This is a genomic window from Desulfofundulus sp. TPOSR, from assembly GCF_011393055.1.
In the GTDB taxonomy this organism is placed as follows: Bacteria; Bacillota; Desulfotomaculia; order Desulfotomaculales; family Desulfovirgulaceae; genus Desulfofundulus; species Desulfofundulus kuznetsovii.
Window position 1 is genome coordinate 499,130 of the sequence record NZ_JAAOEF010000004.1, and the last position, 19,246, is coordinate 518,375.

General features: G+C 56.1%; 13 protein-coding genes and 2 pseudogenes. 1 reads left to right on the plus strand and 14 read right to left on the minus strand.

The window, feature by feature from the left end:
- Positions 1-252: 252 nt before the first annotated feature.
- From G7K71_RS18145 to G7K71_RS18180, 9 genes and pseudogenes are all read right to left on the minus strand, one after another.
- Entirely contained in the window at positions 253-1,386 is a 1,134-nt protein-coding gene (locus tag G7K71_RS18145) for a TolC family protein (RefSeq protein WP_166349446.1), read from the minus strand.
- 299 nt (positions 1,387-1,685) lie between these two features.
- Positions 1,686-2,903: an ABC transporter permease gene (locus tag G7K71_RS18150; protein ID WP_207713028.1), complete on the minus strand. Its 1,218-nt coding sequence runs from the start codon at positions 2,901-2,903 to the stop codon at positions 1,686-1,688.
- A pseudogene (locus tag G7K71_RS18155) lies at positions 2,900-3,656 on the minus strand (ABC transporter ATP-binding protein). Before G7K71_RS18155 ends, G7K71_RS18150 begins: the two are co-directional and overlap by 4 nt.
- A gap of 138 nt (positions 3,657-3,794) precedes the next feature.
- Entirely contained in the window at positions 3,795-4,520 is a 726-nt protein-coding gene (locus G7K71_RS19660; protein ID WP_313885028.1) for an HlyD family efflux transporter periplasmic adaptor subunit, read from the minus strand.
- Complete coding sequence (locus G7K71_RS19665) at positions 4,462-5,319, minus strand: HlyD family secretion protein (RefSeq protein WP_243175096.1); 858 nt, start codon at positions 5,317-5,319, stop codon at positions 4,462-4,464. The genes G7K71_RS19660 and G7K71_RS19665 overlap by 59 nt, the downstream gene beginning before the upstream one ends.
- 17 nt (positions 5,320-5,336) lie before the next feature.
- Positions 5,337-6,722 carry a cell wall metabolism sensor histidine kinase WalK gene (locus tag G7K71_RS18165; protein ID WP_166349449.1) on the minus strand — a complete coding sequence of 462 codons (1,386 nt, stop codon included), beginning with the start codon at positions 6,720-6,722 and terminating at the stop codon, positions 5,337-5,339.
- A complete protein-coding gene (locus G7K71_RS18170) occupies positions 6,719-7,384 on the minus strand; it encodes a response regulator transcription factor (RefSeq protein WP_166349451.1) in 666 nt (221 codons plus the stop codon). The genes G7K71_RS18165 and G7K71_RS18170 overlap by 4 nt, the downstream gene beginning before the upstream one ends.
- 202 nt (positions 7,385-7,586) lie before the next feature.
- Positions 7,587-8,177 carry a hypothetical protein gene (locus G7K71_RS18175; protein WP_166349454.1) on the minus strand — a complete coding sequence of 197 codons (591 nt, stop codon included), beginning with the start codon at positions 8,175-8,177 and terminating at the stop codon, positions 7,587-7,589.
- Positions 8,178-8,717: 540 nt separating this feature from the next.
- A pseudogene (locus G7K71_RS18180) lies at positions 8,718-9,847 on the minus strand (IS256 family transposase).
- Between the two features lie 331 nt (positions 9,848-10,178).
- Here G7K71_RS18180 and G7K71_RS18185 point away from each other — a divergent pair.
- Positions 10,179-11,702, plus strand: a complete 1,524-nt coding sequence (locus tag G7K71_RS18185; protein WP_166349457.1) for an RNA-guided endonuclease TnpB family protein — start codon at positions 10,179-10,181, stop codon at positions 11,700-11,702.
- A 208-nt stretch (positions 11,703-11,910) separates the two neighbouring features.
- On the opposite strand, the gene prfB is transcribed toward G7K71_RS18185, so the two are convergent.
- The 5 genes from prfB to G7K71_RS18210 form a co-directional block, all read right to left on the minus strand.
- Positions 11,911-13,012, minus strand: a protein-coding gene (gene prfB / locus G7K71_RS18190; RefSeq protein ID WP_166349460.1) for a peptide chain release factor 2 whose coding sequence is annotated in 2 segments (ribosomal slippage) — positions 11,911-12,942 and positions 12,944-13,012 — 1,101 coding nt in all. Because the reading frame shifts where the segments join, the coding sequence is not laid out codon by codon here.
- Between the two features lie 346 nt (positions 13,013-13,358).
- Positions 13,359-15,998 carry a preprotein translocase subunit SecA gene (gene secA, locus G7K71_RS18195; RefSeq protein WP_166349462.1) on the minus strand — a complete coding sequence of 880 codons (2,640 nt, stop codon included), beginning with the start codon at positions 15,996-15,998 and terminating at the stop codon, positions 13,359-13,361.
- A 133-nt stretch (positions 15,999-16,131) separates the two neighbouring features.
- Complete coding sequence (hpf, locus tag G7K71_RS18200; RefSeq protein ID WP_166349465.1) at positions 16,132-16,653, minus strand: ribosome hibernation-promoting factor, HPF/YfiA family; 522 nt, start codon at positions 16,651-16,653, stop codon at positions 16,132-16,134.
- A gap of 141 nt (positions 16,654-16,794) precedes the next feature.
- On the minus strand, positions 16,795-16,998 hold the full coding sequence (locus G7K71_RS18205; RefSeq protein WP_279286382.1) for a cold shock domain-containing protein: 204 nt from the start codon (positions 16,996-16,998) through the stop codon (positions 16,795-16,797).
- A 117-nt stretch (positions 16,999-17,115) separates the two neighbouring features.
- On the minus strand, positions 17,116-18,924 hold the full coding sequence (locus G7K71_RS18210) for an NAD+ synthase (RefSeq protein ID WP_166349468.1): 1,809 nt from the start codon (positions 18,922-18,924) through the stop codon (positions 17,116-17,118).
- Between the last annotated feature and the right edge of the window lie 322 nt (positions 18,925-19,246).

Sequence of the window (19,246 nt, forward strand, 5' to 3'; positions counted from 1 at the left end):
TCTTTTTCAGGAACTCCTGCGGCTACCAAACTTATTCCAGTTTGTTCTCTAACAACCGGCAAATTTCCTTCACTATCAGCAAAAAAGATAAAAATTCGATATACAAATCAGAACAATTTGCCAAATAAGAAAAAGGGCTTTGCACCGAGCCCCTTTTCTTATCTCCTTTAATTCATATGGTCCGTTTCCAGGGTAATGCTGTCGCCCTGGAAACGAACTTTGCTGCTTGTTACATCACCTGCCGCCGGAAGGTTACCCGCCGGTGCCGCTGTACGCAGGCGCCCAGGGTTTCTGGAACACCATTTTGTTGTAGGAATGCTGTGCGGCGAGATCTGTCAGCGCGTAATTTGCGCTGGCCAGGCTTACTTCCGCCGCCAGTACATCCACCCTGGTCGCCATGCCCAGCCGGAACATGACCTGTTTTTCTTTTAGCTCCTCCTGGGCCGTGGCTACCGCTTGTTCCGCGGATCTGTACGATTCCTCCAGGCTTTTCAAGGTATGGTACAGTTCGCGCACCTGCATTTCCACGGCATCTCTGGCGTTCCGGGCATCCAGTTCGGCCTGTGCCAGTTCCGCCCGCCGTACGTCATAGGGAGTGTACTGTCCGCTGGCAAACATCAGGTCGGTGCTATATTTCTTCTGGGTGACTTTCTGTTCGGCAAGCCACACGGACGGGCTGCTTTCCAGCACCCGGTTCACCTCGGTGTCCAGGTTTGCCACCTGCAGCGGGCAAAACTCCAGTTTATCAACCAGAACCGGCCGGTCGCCGGGATGCAGCCCCAGCAGCTGGTTCAGCTTTAAATACGCCTTATCCAGTTCATTTTGCGCTGCCGCCAGTTCGCTTTCCGCTTTAGCGACATCCGCCCCGGCCTGTTCCAGCCCTTTTACGGAGGCCGCCGAACCGCTGCTCTGCAGCCTGCCGGTTAAACCCAACCGGTACGCCGATTGGGACTTCTGCAGCTCCAGGCGGGCCAGCTCCAGGGCCAGTTCCTTTACCTTTACACTTTCCCGGGCTTTCAGCACATTCCAGTACAGCTGGCATGCAGCCAGGGTGATGCCGTCGAGCCGGGCGTCATAGCTTTTCTTGGACATGCGCCAGGTCAGGTCCGCCTGCAACAAAGAATACCAGGCCGCTTCCACCTCCGGGTCATAACTGCTGCCCTCCGTGGGGGTGAAGCTGAGCCGGTCCGCCGCTTCCTCACGCAGTGCCTCCGTGCGTTTTATTTCCAGTTCATCCATTTTCAGATCCTTGCTTTGCTTTACAGCCATCTCTATGGCCTTGCTCAACGAAAGCTCGGGCCGGGCGGGCTCCCCGGCCAATGCAGGCTGCAGCACGTTGAAAAAGGCCAAAGCTGCCATAAGAACTGTAAATACCAGTTTTTTCATCACTAGTTCTCCCCTCGACCGGATATCTATTAAGCGCCACCAACAGGTGGTGAAAGCGGCCGCCCATCACTCACCGCAACCGGAGTTCCCGGTGGTGCCACTGCCAGTCGCCTGCTTTTCAGTTTCCCGTACAGGCACCCGGAACCAATGAGTACCAGAGCAAACGGAGGGCAGAAGCTATTTTTAACCGCTTCTTACCAAAGAACACAATTTACCGTGAGTGTGGGAGCCAGACTGGTCTCGGCAGCCGTTCAATACGAGCCAGAGCAGGGTTCAAAAACCGGGGATCTTCAGGCTTCCTACCTCTCGAAGCGGAGCGCTTCAATGGGGTCTAGGCCTGCCGCCTTCCTGGCGGGGTAATACCCGAAGAATATGCCCACCGCCGCCGAGAAACCCGCGGATAATAATATGGAAGACAGCGTGACATACGTCGGCCACCCGAAAGCTTTGGAGATTACCCTGGAGCCGACGATTCCCACGAGAATTCCCGCAACCCCGCCAATCAGGCAGAGAACCAGGGCTTCCACCAGGAACTGGTTACGGATATTGCTTTCGGTTGCTCCCACGGCCATGCGCAGGCCGATTTCCCTTGTCCTCTCCGTAACGGAAACCAGCATGATATTCATGGTTCCTATACCGCCCACCAGAAGGGATACCGCCGCCACACTGGCCAGGAGGAGGGTCATGATGGCCGTGGTGTTCTCCGCGGCTTCCAGAACGGAAGTCAGGTTGCGCACGCTAAAATCATCGGAGCTGGAACCGGTCAGGCGGTGTCTCTCCCGCAGCAGGCTTTCGATGCTGCTCTGGACGAAGGCCATGCTTTCCGGCGTTTCGGCCTGTACATTGATCAGGCCGACATGATTGACCCCCAGCAACCTTTTCTGCGCCGCACTCACCGGTATATACACCACATCGTCCTGATCCTGTCCCCCCATGGAAGCCCCCTTGGAAGAGAGGACTCCCACCACTGTAAAGGGCAATTTATTGATCCTGATTGTCGAACCCACCGGGTTGGTACCCGGCAGGAAAAGGTTGTCCACCACCGTTTTGCCCAGGACCGCCACCATGGCGGCACTTCTCACGTCGTCCCCGCTGAAAAACGAACCCGCGCTCACAGGCCAGTCCTTAATTACCTGCATTTCCGGCGTGGTGCCGACAACCCGGGCGGTCCAGGTCTGGCTGCCGTAACTCAGGGTGCCGCTGGCAGGCAGTTCCGGCGCCACATGGGCCACCATGCTGAGTCCGGCTATGGCCTCCGCATCCTCCAGGGTGAGGGTGTTGACGCTGCCCGAAGCCCCGCGCACGGGACCCTGCCCGGCCCCGGGAAAGACTAAAAGCAAGTTTGAACCCATGCTGGCAATCTGGCTGGTAATTCTCTTGCTGGCGCCCTGCCCCAGGGAGATCATGATGATGACCGCGGCCACACCGATGATAATGCCGAGCATGGTCAGGAAAGATCTCATTTTATTGGCCCGCAAACCGTTTAAGGCCACTTCCAGGTTGTGCAGGAAGTTCAAGCCGGCACCCCCCTTTCTTCCGGAACGGCCGCCAGATCCTCGGCGGCATTCCCCGGGCTCGGCACCGGTGTATCGCCCAGGATGCAACCGTCCCTCATGTTGACCAGGCGGCGGCAGTACAGGGCGATGTCTTTTTCATGGGTGACCATCACCACAGTGATGCCTTTTTCCATATTCAACCTCTGGATGACCGAAATAATCTCTATGCTTGTCCTTGAATCCAGGGCACCCGTGGGTTCGTCGGCCAGGATTATGGACGGGTCGTTTACCAGGGCCCGGGCGATGGCCACCCTCTGCTGCTGCCCCCCCCGACAGCTGGCCGGGATAGTGGTGCGCATACCGGGACATCCCGACCCAGTCCAGGGCCTCCTTTGCCCTTTCCACCATCTCCTTCTTTCCCACCCCGGCATAGACCAGCGGCAGCTGGACATTGGCCAGCACCGGGAACCTTCCCAGCAGGTTGAAGCTCTGGAAAACAAAACCTATTCTTTTGTTGCGGATAAGGGCCAGCTGGTTTTTATTCAGCCGGGAAACATCCTCGCCGCCCAGGTAATAGGTTCCCCCGGTAGGCCTGTCCAGGCAGCCCAGGATGTTGAGGAGGGTGCTCTTGCCCGAACCGGAAGGACCCATAACGGCAACCATTTCACCTTCCTGAACGGTCAAGTTTATTCCCTTCAAGGCGATAACCCGGGTTTCCCCCATGTGGTATATTTTTGTGATGTTCTCCAGCACGATTGCCGGCTTCCCGGCCACATCGCATCACCATCCGAAACTGCTTTTTGGTAACATTTCGTGGAATTCACCTGCTGTGTCGCGTCGCGGAACTTTTCGCCAGCCCACGGTAATACCGGTTAATTACGCTACCCGGTTGCTGCGGACCGTCCTTCCCGGTCATCGCCTTCCGCCACCACCCCCGCCGGGAGGCATACCGCCGGGCATAAACGGCATGCTGCCGCCCCGGCTGCTCGTACTTCCTGTTTGCTGATCCAGGGAACCTATCACCACCAAATCCCCTTCCTCAAGACCCTCCAGTACTTCATAGCTTGTGAGATCCGCCAGCCCCAAAACCACCCGCCTGGGCGCGGGTTTGCCGGATTTATCCAGGACAAGGACGACGGCCTGCTGTCCCTGTTCATTCGTCCCTGCCGCCCCGGAAGTCCCGGTTTCATTGCCCCCGCCGCGGGTGGAACCGGCTCCACCCGCCCCTGCGCCGCCCGTGCGTCCGCCACCGGAGTCGCTCCCGGACGGCCGCTGCCCCGGAGCACCGCCCTGTCTCATTTTATTCAGGTAACTGATAGCATAAGTAACGGCGCTTTTGGGCACGGTGAGGACGTTTTCATGCCTGTCGACGATTATATTCACGTTGGCGGGCATTCCGGCCATCAGCCCATCCTGGTTTTTATCCAGCTGGATGACTGCATCGTAGAGCTGCACGTTGGATTCCGTGTACGCCTGGGGGGAGATGCTGCTCACCCTGCCGGTGAAGGTTTTATTGGGGAAGGAGTTGACCGTGAACTCCGCTTTCTGGCCGACCTTCAACCTGCCGATGTCGGCCTCGTTAACCTGTGCCCTGACCTGCAGGGCTTCCGAAATAATGGTGACGACCCCCCCCTCCACTGGTATTGTTGTTGTTGGCCGCGGCCCGCTGGCCCTCGGAACCGTTGACTTCACTTATAATGCCGTCCATGGGGCTGAATAATTTTGCTTCCGCCAGGTCTTTCCTGGCCATCTGGAGCTGCGCCCTGCAGCTTTCCACCCGGGCGGCGGCTGCGGCGATGTCTTCCGGGCGGTTGCCCGCCCGGAGCAGCTTTAGTGATTCCTCGGCCTGCTTCAATTTGGCCTCCGCGGTGGTAAAATCGGAAATTATCTGGTCCAGGTCGGCCTGTGAAATGTACCCCTCATTGAAAAATTGCTTATAACGCTCAAGCCTGGATTTCGCCAGATCGTAGCTTGCCCGGGCCATTTTGACGTCCGCCTCGGCTTTGGCTACTTCTTCCGGCCTCGAACCTTCTTTGAGCAACTCCAGATTGGCCGTGGCCTCCTTCAAATTCGCCGAGGCCTGGATTACCTGCGCTTCCAGGCTGGCGGTGTCCTGTTCCGCCAGCAGCTGGCCGGCGGTAACCCGGTCACCCACCTTTACGTATATTTTCTTGATCACTTCGGCGTTTTCAAAACCCAGGGAAACTGTTTTCACCGGCTCGACCACACCGCTGGCCGGGATACTGCTGGTAATGGTGCTCCTCTTGACGGTACTGGTGAGGTAACTCCCGCTCGCTTTTCTTGTTCCACCCAGAAAATAAAAGCCCGCCACGACCAAAACGAAAATTGCCGCCATACCGATGATTATTTTTTTTCTCCCGAAGACACCGGAAACAATTTTAAGGTGCCTGGAAAAGAAACTCGGCTCGCTTTGCATCCGCTTCCCCCCGTATTTCAGCTGGTAACCGGTTTCAATTTAATGTTCCCCAGTGGAATGATAACCGTCGAAGATACACCGCCCCTCTCATTTTTCAAACTGATCTCTCCCTGGTACATTTTAACAATCCGCTGCACTATGGTCAGCCCCAGCCCGAATTTGCCCTCCCGCCCTTTATGGAAGGGCTGGAACAGCTGGTCAAGGATGTGGGGCTCAATCCTGGAGCCGTCATTCCAGAAAGAGAGGACTATCTCCTTTTTTTCATCGCTTAACCCGAGACTGATCTCAAGACGCGAAAGCGCATAACGCAGGTGGTTTTCCAGCAGGTTTTCAACCATAACCCGCAGAACTTCTTCATCTCCCCAAATACTTACCGGCTGCAGATCCATCCGGCACGATATCTCCGGCCGCTGCGGGCATAGACGCTGGACTATATTTTCAACCAGCGTGTTCAATTTTACCTCTTTTTGAACCTGTTCCCGCGTGGCCAGGTAATCAAGCCGTGTCAGGTACAGCAGCTGCTTGATCAGCTTTTCCAGGCGCGCACCCTCCTCGTCGATCACCTGGATGCTGCCGGCCAGGTCGCCCCTGGGGTAGACCCCGTCCTGGATGGCCTGGGCATAGCTGCGGATCACCATGACCGGTGTTTTCAACTCGTGGGAGATATTCTGCAGCATGGATTGTTGCATTTCGTCCTGGCGGACAAGCTGCCGGCGCATAACCTCGATGGAGCGGGCCAGCCGTCCTATTTCATCGCCACGATTCACCTCCAGGGGTTCATGCCAGTTGCGGTTTGCAATACGCTTTACATGCCGTTCCATTTGGATCAGGGGCCGGGTCAGGTAGCGGGCAATAAAAAGAGAAGCAAACCAGCTGATTATCAGAGCAATGCCGGTGAACACCAGAAAGTTCAGCAGCAGGGATTTTATAAACCTGTCTTCTTCGGATTTCCTGATGAGCGCCACCCGGTAGAGGGGGCGCCCGTAAGCCTGCTCCTTCCTTATGACGTAGCGGATATTTTCCTGGCCGCGGTTATATTCATACAGACGGGCGGATGCTTTCTGGGCCACGGCGTTCTGCAGGATTTCCCGGATAAACGAAGATGAAAACATTTGCCCGGCCTCTGCGGGAATGGTGGTCCCGTCCTCCAGGACGATAAAATCACGGATGCGGAATTCCGGCCTGCCCAGGACAGGGGGACCGGGAGGTGGAGCGGGGGGTGGTGCTTCCCGCCGGGCGTTTTTTTCAGGCGGTTTCTCCGGCGGCGCCTGGGGCCCCATCATGTTGAGCGTGAAAAAGCTGCGCACCAGAAAGGGCATGATCAGGATGACAATCACATACACCAGCAGGCTGACCAGCGAAAGGGCCAGCCACATTTTTACCGTCAGCGAAATTTTTTTCATTTGGCCGTCATCCTGTATCCAAAGCCATATATGGTTTCAATGCGGAGGTCAGGCATTTTTTTCCGCAGCCGCCGCACCAGATCGTCCACGGACCGGTCGCTGCCGACGTAGTCCGCACCCCATACGTGGTTGATAATCTGGTCCCTGGACAGGGCCTGCCCCCTTCGCCTGGCAAAAAACAAAAGCAGGTCGAATTCCTTGGATGTTAATTCAATCTTTTCCTTCCCCTTGAGAACCATTCGCCTGTCTTCATCCAGTACATAGGGATACAGGTTAATCAATGAGTTTTCCGGCGTTGATTTGTAAACCCGTTCCAGAAGACGGTGAACACGGATAACCAGTTCCCGGGGTGAAAACGGTTTGGCCAGGTAGTCGTCACTTCCCATCTCCAGCCCTATGATCCGGTCCAGATCGGCATCCCGGGCCGAGATAAAGATAACCGGAACGTCCGGCGACGCCTCCTTGATGCTGCGCAGGAGCTGGTACCCGTCGATATCGGGAAGCATAATATCCAGAATCCAAAGATGGGGATGCTCTCCCACGGCCTGCAGGGCGGATTGGCCATCGTAAAAGGACCGCACTTCCCAGCCCTCTTTTTCCAGGTAGGAAACCAGTATTTTGCTCAGGTTTACTTCGTCTTCAACCAGGTACACACGGTACAAGCGCCAGCCCCCCTCTCTTTTTCTGTATTATACCACCCATTATACCAAAAGCCGGGCCAGGACGCTCCCCACTGGCGCCGGTCAGGCATATCCGGCAAGCTCCCACCCACCAACCCGGGGTGCGCCCCCGCCCGGCAAGAAACAGCTCAAACCAGGAATAATCCCCCTCCCGGTCATTTACCCCCGGCCAGCAGAACCGTTCTTATGTAGCTTGCGAAGCGGGGGCGGGGCGGCCATTTTCTGCCGGGCCGCCACCGTTATTCTGAGGCGGTTTCCCTTCCGGCATGATCCGTATATACCCGGCCGTTGTTTTCCCATCAGTGGAAGACTCCTGTTTCAACCATATCTCCAGCATATCGCCCTGTTTGATTTTGGAAATGTCCACCTCCGCAGCTTTCTCGCCGGGACTTCCAGGTGCTAAGACAGGTGTACCTGACGGGACGGTAACTTCCACCGTTTCATTGCTCACTTTGAATCTTTCCGCCCGCAACTTCGCCCTTTCTTCAGGAGTCAGGGACTGCATTTGGCGGCCCTGGGCCTGTCTTTCCTCTTCCGATAAGTTCTGGAAAGTATCCTCAACTTTAAAAACAGTAAGTTTGTCACCCTGGACGGTTTTGACCTGACCCAGCAAATCGGGCCGTCTTCCGGGCCCGCCCCACTGGGGGGCATTTTGAGGGGCCTGCTCGCTGCGAGGTAAATTGCCGGCGTCGTTGTTATTTCCCTTGCCGCAGCCCTGGAGCAGGGCAAAAACCACCAGGACCATCACCAGGAATATGGCTTTCCTGAATCGCACTTGCAATCACCTTCCTTAACCCGTATCATGCAGGTTATTTTATCTTTCTGTAAATATTTAGCAATTATATGGCGCCATACTTAAATCTATATATACAGGTGGAATACGGAAAAATTATCAAGGAATTATGGGAAATTGTGAAAACGATAACCACCAGCTGATTATCAGAGCAATACCGGTTAAGTTGCAGATTAACAAGGCATGATGAGCATGACAATCACATACACCTGCAGCCCGGCCGGCGAAAAGGCCGGCCGGTTTATCTACTTTAGAAAGGCACGGCGTTGTCCCGCCAACTACCCTGGGCTTCCGCATGGGACAACGCCGTGCCTTTGTTTAATACGCAGCGGATCTACCGTACATTTACCAGTCTATTGATTTGTTTTTAACATCACCTCATGCAACTCCCTGTTTCTTTCCTGCAGTTGTTTCAAAAGCTGCGGCAGCAGTTCTTTAATCCGGGCTTCATCACCGGCCTCCACTGCTTTTGAACATGTCCTAAATATCGTGGAATTTCGGTAGTGCCCTTTTTCGCGATTTTTAAGCTGTTTTCACTGCCATGGAAGATTTTGGAGTAGTGATGACTTCAAGCAACGCTGTGGCCAATAAAGGTAGCTCTCGATATCCCTTGAGACGCTGAAACCCCTTCTCTGCTTGAAGTAGCCCGGCTGCTGCCCAGCGCAAAACCTGCATCCCACTGCGCCACCTCTTTACGTTCCGGGTAACAACCCTAACCTTGTCAAAAGCTGACTCTATCAAATTCGTCGAACATAGGCTCTTCCGCAGAGTTTCAGGTAAGCCCAGCCGGGTTATGGTAAGTGTCTCCTCCAACCCTTCACGCAGGCTCCTTGCCGCCCCGGGGTACTTTTCTTCAAGAGTGTCGGCCAGCCTGTTTAGTTCACTCAGAGCCTTGCGGTGATCCTTTTCTGCCCAGGCCTGGTTTAGCTTTTTACCCACCCACCCCCGAGCTTCCCCGGGCAGGTGTTCCAATACATTACGCTTTTTGTGCACCCGGCACCTTTGCACCACAGCCCGTTCCCCAAAAACTTCTCTGACCGCGAGCCTCAAGGCCTTGGAGCCGTCTATGACCACCAGTATCCCCTCTTCCGCCTTCAAGCCACGTGCTACAAGGTCGGCAAGCAGGGACTTGCAAACCGTGGCATTTTCCGTAGCTCCTTCCCATAAACCCAGAATTTCCTTTTTTCCCTCGGCCGTGATGCCCAGGGCAACCACCACCGTGTGGCCGGCAAACATGACCCCATCAATTACCAGAACCAAAAAGCGTTTGTCCCCCAAAAGCCTGCTGAGCAGTTCCTCCAGAGCCTTGCGAGTCGCATGGATAAATCGCCGGCTGATGGTACTTTTGGAGATCCCCTAAGCGGGTACCTCTTCGCCTACGGGTTCAAGTCCGTGTTCATAGTTCCTGGTGGATAACCGCAAATCATACGTTCTAAAACCGATTCGGTAATGAGTCTTTCGTCCTGGAAAGCTTCGTAGGTATTAAGCCTTACTTCTCTGCCGTCTGTGGTGCGTACCCGAGGCCGTCGGACAGCTACCTTCCGACCGCCCAGAACCACGCTGCCTTTCTCGCTCCCGTGACGCACAGCTTGTCGGTTTGGGTTGTGCTTACCTTTAGGTCCGACTATCTCGGCCACCTCAGCTTCCATCATGGCCTTAAGAATATTCAGTCCTACGGTAATGGAGAGGGCCAGGAGGCCATCCTTGGCACTGCCTATAGCTTCCCTCAAAGATACCTGTACATGGTCGGGCAGGTTAGAAAAACTGTCAGGGGATATTGGGTTTTTAGCCTTCTTGTGATATACTGGCATTGGTGGCGGTTACCTCCTTTGGTTTGGTTTGTCTACCCCTGTTATATCACAGGGGATTGAGGGCCGCCACCTTCATTTTCCACGATTTTTGGGACAACGCCTTAGAAATTTTCACTTTACTCCACAGCTTTTCCATGAGGAAAATAAAGAAGTGTCTGGAGGAAGCACTTAAATGAAAGTCAAGCGGGCAATCAGAATCAGGATTTCCAGCAAAAGAAAAAGAAGGGCGAGGGAACTCGCCTGCGACCTGGCTCAGTTCCGTAATTTGTTGTTAATCTTCCAGAGCAGGTATTACGCTCTTTTTGGGCAGGTCATTTTAAACCAGAGCGTCATTTATTCCCTCCTGGCCGACCAGACTACGAAAAAGAAACCCGAACAGGAAGAAGCACTCCGGGAAGCGTCCGAAAGGATTATCCAGCACCCGGACTTACAGGAACTGATCCAAAGGATGAAAGAGCAGAAAGCCAGGGTAGACAACAACTACGTCCTCCAGACCACTATCCGCCAGGTTATCAAAGATTACAAAAGTTTTCTGGCATCTCTGGCCGAATATCGCGTCAATCCAGGGAAATATAAAGAGCGGCCGCAACCGCCCAAACCCAAAAAGCTGGGTAAACTCACGCAAGTCACGGCAGAATTCAACAGCAACGTGTTTGAAGTAGAAGGTAATACACTTTTTCTGCGCCTGCGCATGAACGGCAAGAAAAGAATAAAAATAAAACTCCCCAGGGACGTGGAAGGTGTATCCTCGGTCAGGCTGGTCTATCATCTTTCCGACGTTTGGGTGGATGTAATTTACGAAAAGGAACTCAAAGAACCGGAGGCCGGGCTTATCCATCTGGCCGGAATCGACATGGGGATGGACAATTTAATTTCTCTAATTTCAACCAGCCCTGACGTAAAAAGCCTGATCATTTCCGGCAGGGAAATCAAGTCTTTCAACTGCTGGTTTAACAAAAAGAAGGCCGCGGTGCAGTCGGCAATGGATACGCTGAGCAACAAAATTGCTCAGGAAGAGGATGAACCCCGGAAAAATGCCATGTCGAAAGAGCTGTTCGAGTTAAAGCTCTATCTTCACAACCTTTACAATTACCGTGACCGCTGGATTGAGTCTCACTTCCACAAAGTAGCCCGTGTCCTGGCCGATTTCCTTTACGAAACCGGCCACAAAGCAGTTTACCTCGGCAAAGGGGTTACGGAAAGCAAAGACGGAATAGACCTGGGAAAAGTGACCAACCAGAATTTCGTGAGTATTCCTTTTCGTAAGCTGATCAATATTTTGAAGTACAAGCTGGAAGAGCTGGGTATGAAAGCGGAAGAAAAAGAGGAGTCCTACACCAGCAAGGCTTCCTCTCTTTCCGATGATATTTTGGAAATTCAGCGAAAGTACGCCGAAGCCAAAGAGAAGCAGGGAGAAATAAAAGTTAAGTGTTCCGGTAAAAGAATTGAGCGCGGCCTGTACAGGGACAATGTGCTCAAAAAAGTTTTCAACGCTGATTTGAACGGCGCTTTGAACATTTTAAAGGTGGGAGCGAAGCTCCGCAGACTTACTCTGAGCCTGAAAGTTCTTTTGTGTAAGTTGTGCAACCCGCTGAGACTTAACCTCTACGATTTCATTTACAGGTTCAAAAGTAAGGCCGAGTCCCCTCCGGGGATAGGAGATAGTAGGCTGGCAACAGCAGGGTTAACTCGATAGATATGATATCGCCATTCGAATATAGAATGGTCGATTAAATATCTATTTGAGTGCCTAATTCTCGTCTTCCATTTGTTCATTACCCATTCCTCCCTGTAAATATTCAGTATTTATGTGGCGCCACACTTGAAAATATACAGGTGGAATGCGGAAAAATTATCAAGGAATTGTGGGAAATTGTAAAAAACCAGTGCTCTTTGCACTGGTTCTAACTCTTTGCCTTCTGCCGTAAATAGGCGGCAATAAATTCGTCTATTTCCCCATCCATCACCGCCTGGACGTTGCCCACCTCCACCCCGGTGCGGTGGTCCTTGACCAGGCTGTAAGGGTGAAAGACGTAGGAGCGGATCTGGTTGCCCCAGGCAATTTCCCCCTGCTCGCCCCGCAGGGCGGCCAGTTCGGCTTCCTTCTTTTTCATCTCCAGGTCCAGAAGTTTGGCCCGCAACAGCTTCATGGCCGCGTTGCGGTTGGCAATCTGGGAGCGCTCGCTCTGGCACTGGACCACGATGCCCGTGGGCAGGTGGGTGATGCGCACCGCCGACTCGGTTTTATTCACGTGCTGCCCGCCGGCCCCGCTGGAGCGGAAGGTGTCGATTTTCAGGTCCTCGGGCCTGATTTCCAGCTGCACATCCTCCTCCACCTCGGGCAGTACATCCACCGAGGCAAAGGAGGTGTGCCGCCGCCCGGCGGCGTCAAAGGGGGAAATGCGCACCAGCCGGTGGACGCCCTTTTCCGCCCGCAGGTAGCCGTAGGCGTTGGGTCCGGCCACGGAAAAGGTGACGCTTTTTATGCCCGCCTCGTCCCCGGGCAGCATATCCATGATGGTCACCCGGTAGCCCTTTTCCTCCGCCCAGCGGGTGTACATGCGCAGGAGCATCTCCACCCAGTCCTGGGCTTCGGTGCCGCCGGCCCCGGCATGGAGGGAGACAATGGCGTTCCCCCGGTCATAGGGGCCGCTCAGCAGCACCTCCAGCTCCATCTTCTCCACCCGCCGGGCCAGCTTCTTCAGCTCCCCGGCCACCTCCCGGGCCACCGTCTCGTCCTCCTCTTCTTCCCCCAGGTCCAGGAGAACAACCAGGTCCTCCTGGACCCGGGCCAGCTCCCGGTACTGAGCAACCCGGTCCTTTAAGGCGGCCAGTTTCTGCGTCACCTGCTGGGCCTGTTCCGGGTCGTTCCAGAAGCCCGGGTCCAGCATGGCTTCCTCCAGGCGCTTTATTTCCTCTTCCTTTTGGGCAATGTCAAAGAGAAACCCTCAATTCTTCGATGCGTTTGCCCAGGTTCTCCAGTTCCCGGGACAGTTCGGCATACATATACTGTTCACCTCTTGTTGTTTGATTGCTTGTAAGTATTCAGTAAAGCCGCTAGGGGGGTGCGGCGCTGTCCGGAGCGAACGACTTGCGAAGCGCCGGTAACAGCACCCGGTGAAGCGAGGCTGCCGGCTCGGCTCTCGAGGACGCCAAACGACAGCAAGTGGAAAAACACCCGCCAGTGACACATCGGTCAGTTTAATTATGATCGGGAGATAACAATGTCGATGGTAATCCGCAGAGAGCCAGAGCCGGCCCGAAGCGAACCGTGGTGCTGTCGGCGCGGAGCACTGGAGTGAGCGGGGACAGCGCCGCACCCAACCGGGTTCACCGAATGTTTACGATGGCTTTAACCTGCCGCCGCCCGGCCGCAGCATTTCTTGTATTTCTTGCCGCTGCCGCAGGGGCAGGGATCGTTGCGGCCCACCTTCTGCTCCCGCCGCACCGGCTGCCGGGGGCCTTCCTCCTGGTAGCGGTTTTCCACCATCTGCCGCTGCTGCGGCTGGGGAGCCTGCACTACATTAACCCGGTAGATGTAGCGGACCAGGTCCTCCTGGATGCTGGCAATCATGTTCTGGAACATCTCGTAGGCTTCAAATTTATACTCCACCAGGGGGTCCTTCTGCCCGTAGGCCCGGAGGCCTATGCCCTCCCGCAGCTGGTCCATAGCGTCCAGGTGGTCCATCCACTTTTCATCCACTATGCGGAGCAGGAGAACCCGTTCCAGTTCCCGCAGCACATCGGCACCCAGTTCGGCTTCCCGGGCCTCGTAGGCGGCCAGGGCTTTCTCCTTGAGCTCTTCGACAATTTGCCGGCGCCCCATATCGGTGAAATCCTCGGGGGTAAGCTTGTGGCCGGGGAGGAAGAGCTGCCCGGCATAATGCAAAAGCCCCACCAGGTCCCATTCCTCCTCGTGCACTCCCTCGGGGCAGTAGGTGTCCACCGCCCGCTCCACGGTTTGGGCGATGGTCTGCAGGACGACTTCCTTGAGGTTTTCACCCATGAGAACCTGCCGCCGCTGGCGGTAGATCACTTCCCGCTGCTGGTTCATCACGTCGTCGTACTGCAGGACGTGCTTGCGGATGTCAAAGTTGCGGTTTTCCACCCGCTTCTGGGCCGTCTCGATGGATTTGGTAACCAGGCCGTGCTCGATGGGCATGTCTTCCTCAATGCCCAGCCGGTCCATAATGCCGGCAATGTTCTCCGAACCGAACAGGCGCATCAGGTCGTCTTCCAGGGAAATAAAGAACTGGCTTGAGCCGGGGTCCCCCTGGCGGCCCGCCCGGCCCCGCAGCTGGTTGTCAATGCGCCGGCTTTCGTGGCGCTCGGTGCCGATGATGTGCAGGCCGCCCAGGGCCACCACCTTTTTGTGCTCCTCATCGGTAATCTTCCTGTATTTCTCCAGGGTGGCCCGGTAGAGCTCCTGCACCCGGGGATCCTCATCGGCCGGGTCGTACCCCTGCTGGCGCAGCTCGGCCTGGGCCAGAAATTCCGGGTTCCCGCCCAGAAGGATGTCCGTACCCCGGCCGGCCATGTTGGTGGCAATGGTCACCGCTCCCAGCCGCCCGGCCTGGGCCACTATTTCCGCTTCCTTTTCGTGGTACTTGGCATTTAACACCTGGTGGGGAATGCCCCGCCTTTTCAGCATCTGGCTTAAGATCTCCGACTTCTCGATGGAGATGGTGCCCACCAGCACGGGCTGCCCGGTGGCGTGGCGGCGGGCGATTTCCTCCACCACCGCCCGGAACTTGGCCCTTTCCGTTTTGTAGACCACGTCTGGCAGGTCTCTGCGGATCATGGGCTTGTGGGTGGGGATGACCACCACGTCCAGCCCGTAGATCTTGCGGAATTCTTCCTGCTCCGTGGCCGCGGTGCCCGTCATCCCGGCCAGCTTTTCATACATACGGAAGTAGTTCTGGAAAGTGATGGTGGCCAGGGTCTGGGACTCCCGCTCCACCCGCACCCCTTCCTTGGCTTCAATGGCCTGGTGCAGGCCGTCGCTGTAACGGCGCCCGAACATCAGCCGGCCGGTGAATTCGTCCACAATGATCACCTGGCCGTCCTTGACCACGTAGTCCCGGTCCCGCTTCATCAGGGCATGGGCCTTCAGGGCCTGGTTCAGGTGGTGGGTCAGCTGCATGTGCTGGTCGTCGTAGAGGTTTTCCACCCCCAGCATCTTTTCCACCCTGGCCACGCCCTCCTCGGTGAGAGTGACCGAATGGGCCTTTTCGTCCACCGTGTAGTCAACGTCCCTTTGCAGCCTGGGCACCAGGCGCGCAAAGGTGTAGTACAAATCGGTGGCCTTGTCGGCCTGGCCGGAAATGATCAGGGGTGTGCGGGCCTCGTCGATAAGAATGCTGTCCACCTCGTCCACGATGGCGTAAAAAAGCTCCCGCTGCACCAGCTGGTCCGGGTGGATGGCCATGTTGTCCCGCAAGTAGTCAAACCCGAACTCGTTGTTTGTACCGTAGGTCACATCGGCGGCATAGGCCCTGCGCCTTTCTGCCGTATCCAGCCCGTGCACGATGAGCCCCACGGTAAGGCCCAGAAACCTGTAAATCCGGCCCATCCACTCGCTGTCCCGGCGGGCCAGGTAATCGTTCACCGTGACCACGTGCACGCCCCGGCCGGTAAGGGCATTGAGGTAGACCGGCAGGGTGGCCACCAGGGTTTTGCCTTCACCGGTTTTCATTTCGGCAATCTTTCCCTGGTGCAGGACAATGCCGCCCATCAGCTGCACGTCAAAATGGCGCATGCCCAGGACCCGCCGGCTTACCTCCCGCACCACGGCAAAGGCTTCGGGCAGGAGGTCGTCCAGAGTGGCGCCCCTGGCCAGGCGCTCCTTGAATTCCCCGGTTTTGGCGCGCAAATCCCCGTCGGAAAGGGCGGAAATCTCCCCCTCCAGGGCATTTATCTGATCTACCGTCCGCTGCAGGCGTTTGATTTCCCGCGCGTTGTCATCCAGCCAGTTGCGCAGCAATTTGAGCATAAAAATCACCCTTCGTAAATAAGAGGAACCGTAAAGGTTCCTCTTCCAAAGTAACTCCGGTATTATTGTAGCACCCGCCGGGGATGGTTTCAAGTACAGGCTGCTGCCGGCGGATTTCTAGAGGGTAAAACCTTTAAAATTCGGGCTCGATCAGGCCGTAGTTGCCGTCCTTGCGCCGGTACACCACGTTGACCTTTTCCGTATCCGCGTTGGAGAAGACAAAAAAGCTGTGCCCCAGAAGGTTCATCTGCATTACCGCTTCGTCAACGGACATGGGCTTCATGGCAAACCGCTTGGTGCGCACAATCTGGGGGCCGTCTTCCTCCTTTTTATTGTCCCCGGCTTTCACCTCCGTGTTCTGGCGGCCCAGGCGGCGGTATAGCCTGCCCTTATAGCGCTCGATTTGTTTTTCCAGCTTTTCCACCACCAGGTCGATGGAGGCATACATGTCGCCGGTGCTTTCCTCGCCCCGCAAAATGATGCCGTTGATGGGAATGGTTACTTCCACCCGGTGGGAATCCTTTTCCACGGTGAGGGTTACCTGCGCCTCTTCAATCAGATCCAGATATTTCACCAGCTTGCCCAGGCGCTTCTCCACATACTCCTTCAAGGCATTGGTTACTTCCACGTTTCTGCCCCGTACCTGTACTTTCATCTGGTACCCTCTCCTTTCTGGTCCCTGGTATTAATATTATTCCCGAAAACAGCCGGAATTCCTGCCTATCGCCTGGCAAAAATACCAAAAACCCCAGCCCACCGGGCCGGGGTTTTGCTCCCCAACTTATAACTTCCCAACTTATAACTTTACCACATTGGCCGCCTGAGGCCCACGGGCACCCTCGACGATATCAAATTCCACGAGCTGACCTTCAGTCAGGGTTTTGAACCCTTCTTCCTGGATGGCCGAGAAGTGAACAAAGACGTCCTTGCCGTCCTCCCTCTCGATGAAGCCGTAACCCTTCTCGGCGCTGAACCACTTGACTCTTCCTAGCATGAACATTCCTCCCAGCATAAAATCCCGTGGGTGCTTGCACACACACGCAGGTGAATACTAACATATTCAACCCCTGATGTCAAGGGTTACCATCCGACCGGTCCGTATCAAGATTCAGTAGTTCTACCCCGCCCGCCAGGCAATGGGCATACGCCGGCCCATGCCGAAGGCCTTGGAGGTCACCCGCAGCCCGGGGGCGGCCTGGCGGCGCTTGTATTCGGCCCGGTCCACCTTGCGGATCACTTCCCGCACCAGTGCCGGGTCAAACCCCAGGGCGGCAATTTCATCAGCCGACTTCTCCTCTTCGATGTATGCCTGCAGGATGGCGTCCAGCACCTCATAGGGGGGCAGGGAATCCTGGTCCACCTGGTTGGGCCTCAGTTCCGCCGACGGGGGTTTCACCAAAACGCTTTCGGGAATGATTTCCCGCTCCCGGTTAATATAGCGGGCCAGCTGGTACACCATCACCTTGGGCACATCGGCCAGCACCGCCAGCCCTCCGGACATGTCGCCGTAGAGGGTGCAGTAACCCACGGCCATCTCGGACTTGTTGCCGGTGGTGAGGGTGAGGTAGCCCTCCCGGTTGGAGATGAACATGAGGATGTTACCCCGGATGCGGGCCTGGATGTTCTCCTCCGCCAGGTCTCCGCAGGGGGAACCGTCTCGGTTCATGACCTTTAAGAAGGCGCTGAACACTTCTTCGATAGGTATCTCCCGGAAGGCAATGCCCAGGTTTTCCGCCAGCTTCCGGGCATCGGAACGGCTACCGGGAGAGGAGTAACGGGAGGGCATGGAAACTCCCAGCACATTCTCCGGTCCCAGGGCAGCGGCGGCCAGGGCGGCCGTGACGGAAGAATCAATGCCCCCGCTCAGGCCGATAACGGCCTTTTTGAAACCGGTCTTCCGCATATAGTCGGTGATTCCCAGCACCAGCGCCCGGTAAACGTAACTGATGTCCTCCTGCAGGATCACCGCCGCCGGTGCTTCAACGCTGGACGGGGTGCAACCGGCGTTACTGCCGGCATCCACTCCCTCCGGAGAACTGCCGCAGGAATCCGTTGTGCTGGCATGACCGGGGGCACCACCGGCATTTTCCCTCCAGGTGCTGCAGCCGGCACCCGCAGCTTTTCCAACCGGCTTCATCCATGTCGCCCCGGACTTCTGCCGCCCCATTTCCAGCACCAGCAAATCTTCCTCAAAGCTGCCCGCCAGGCAGACCACATTACCCCCGGCGTCCACGGCCAGGCTGGTGCCGTCGAAGATCAGCTCATCATTACCCCCGATCTGGTTGACATAGATTACGGGCCGGTGATACTTGCGGGCGATGCTCCGGAGCATGTCCAGGCGCAGCCCGACTTTACCGTAGTGATATGGGGAAGCGGAAATGTTCACTATCAGATCCACACCCCGGGCCACCAGTTCCTCCACCGGATCCACCTCGTAAAGCTGCCGGTTCCAGTAGTCCTTATCGTTCCAGATGTCCTCGCAGATGGTCAGGCCAAGGCTCCACTCTCCCAGTTGCACCGGAATCCTTCGCCCGGCCGGGCGGAAATAGCGGCTTTCGTCAAACACGTCGTAATTGGGCAAAAGGCTTTTGTCCTGGCGGCCGGCCAGCTTACCTTCCGCATAAAGCAGTGCGGCATTGTAAAGATAATCCCGGCCCGCCTTTTCTCCCCGCACCGGGGCACCGACAACAAGGGCCGCCTCCCGGCTCAAGGGGGCAATCTCTTCTACCAGCACCCTTTCCACCCGCTGCAGAAAATCCCTCCGGCAGAGCAGGTCCCGGGGCGGGTAGCCCGTTACGGCCAGTTCGGGAAAGACCACCAGATCCGCACCGGCCCGCCGGGCCGCCTCCACGACCTTTCTCATTTTACCCGTGTTGCCGCCCACGTCCCCGATGGTGGGATTCAACTGGGCCAGAGCTATGCGCATTTGACTAAACCCTCTTTCCGCAGCCAAAATAAAACCCCGCCCTCCGCTCGAAAAGCGTATGGCCGGGGCCCCATTGCCCTGATTGTTTCCCTGCCCGTATTGTAACAAAAACAATACTCCCTGGCAAGGGCGGGTTATAAAACCCGGCGCCCCTGCCCGGGAGCGACAAAATTCGGCACCAGGTAGACTTTTTATGCCAATTCGTGCGATCCGGGTTCCGGTAATGGGCACTATGCAAAAGCAGGAAACTACAGTTATAATAGAAGCACAGGAGGTTAAAGTAGCAGCCGGATAAACATACCCAACGGTCAGGATATGCACC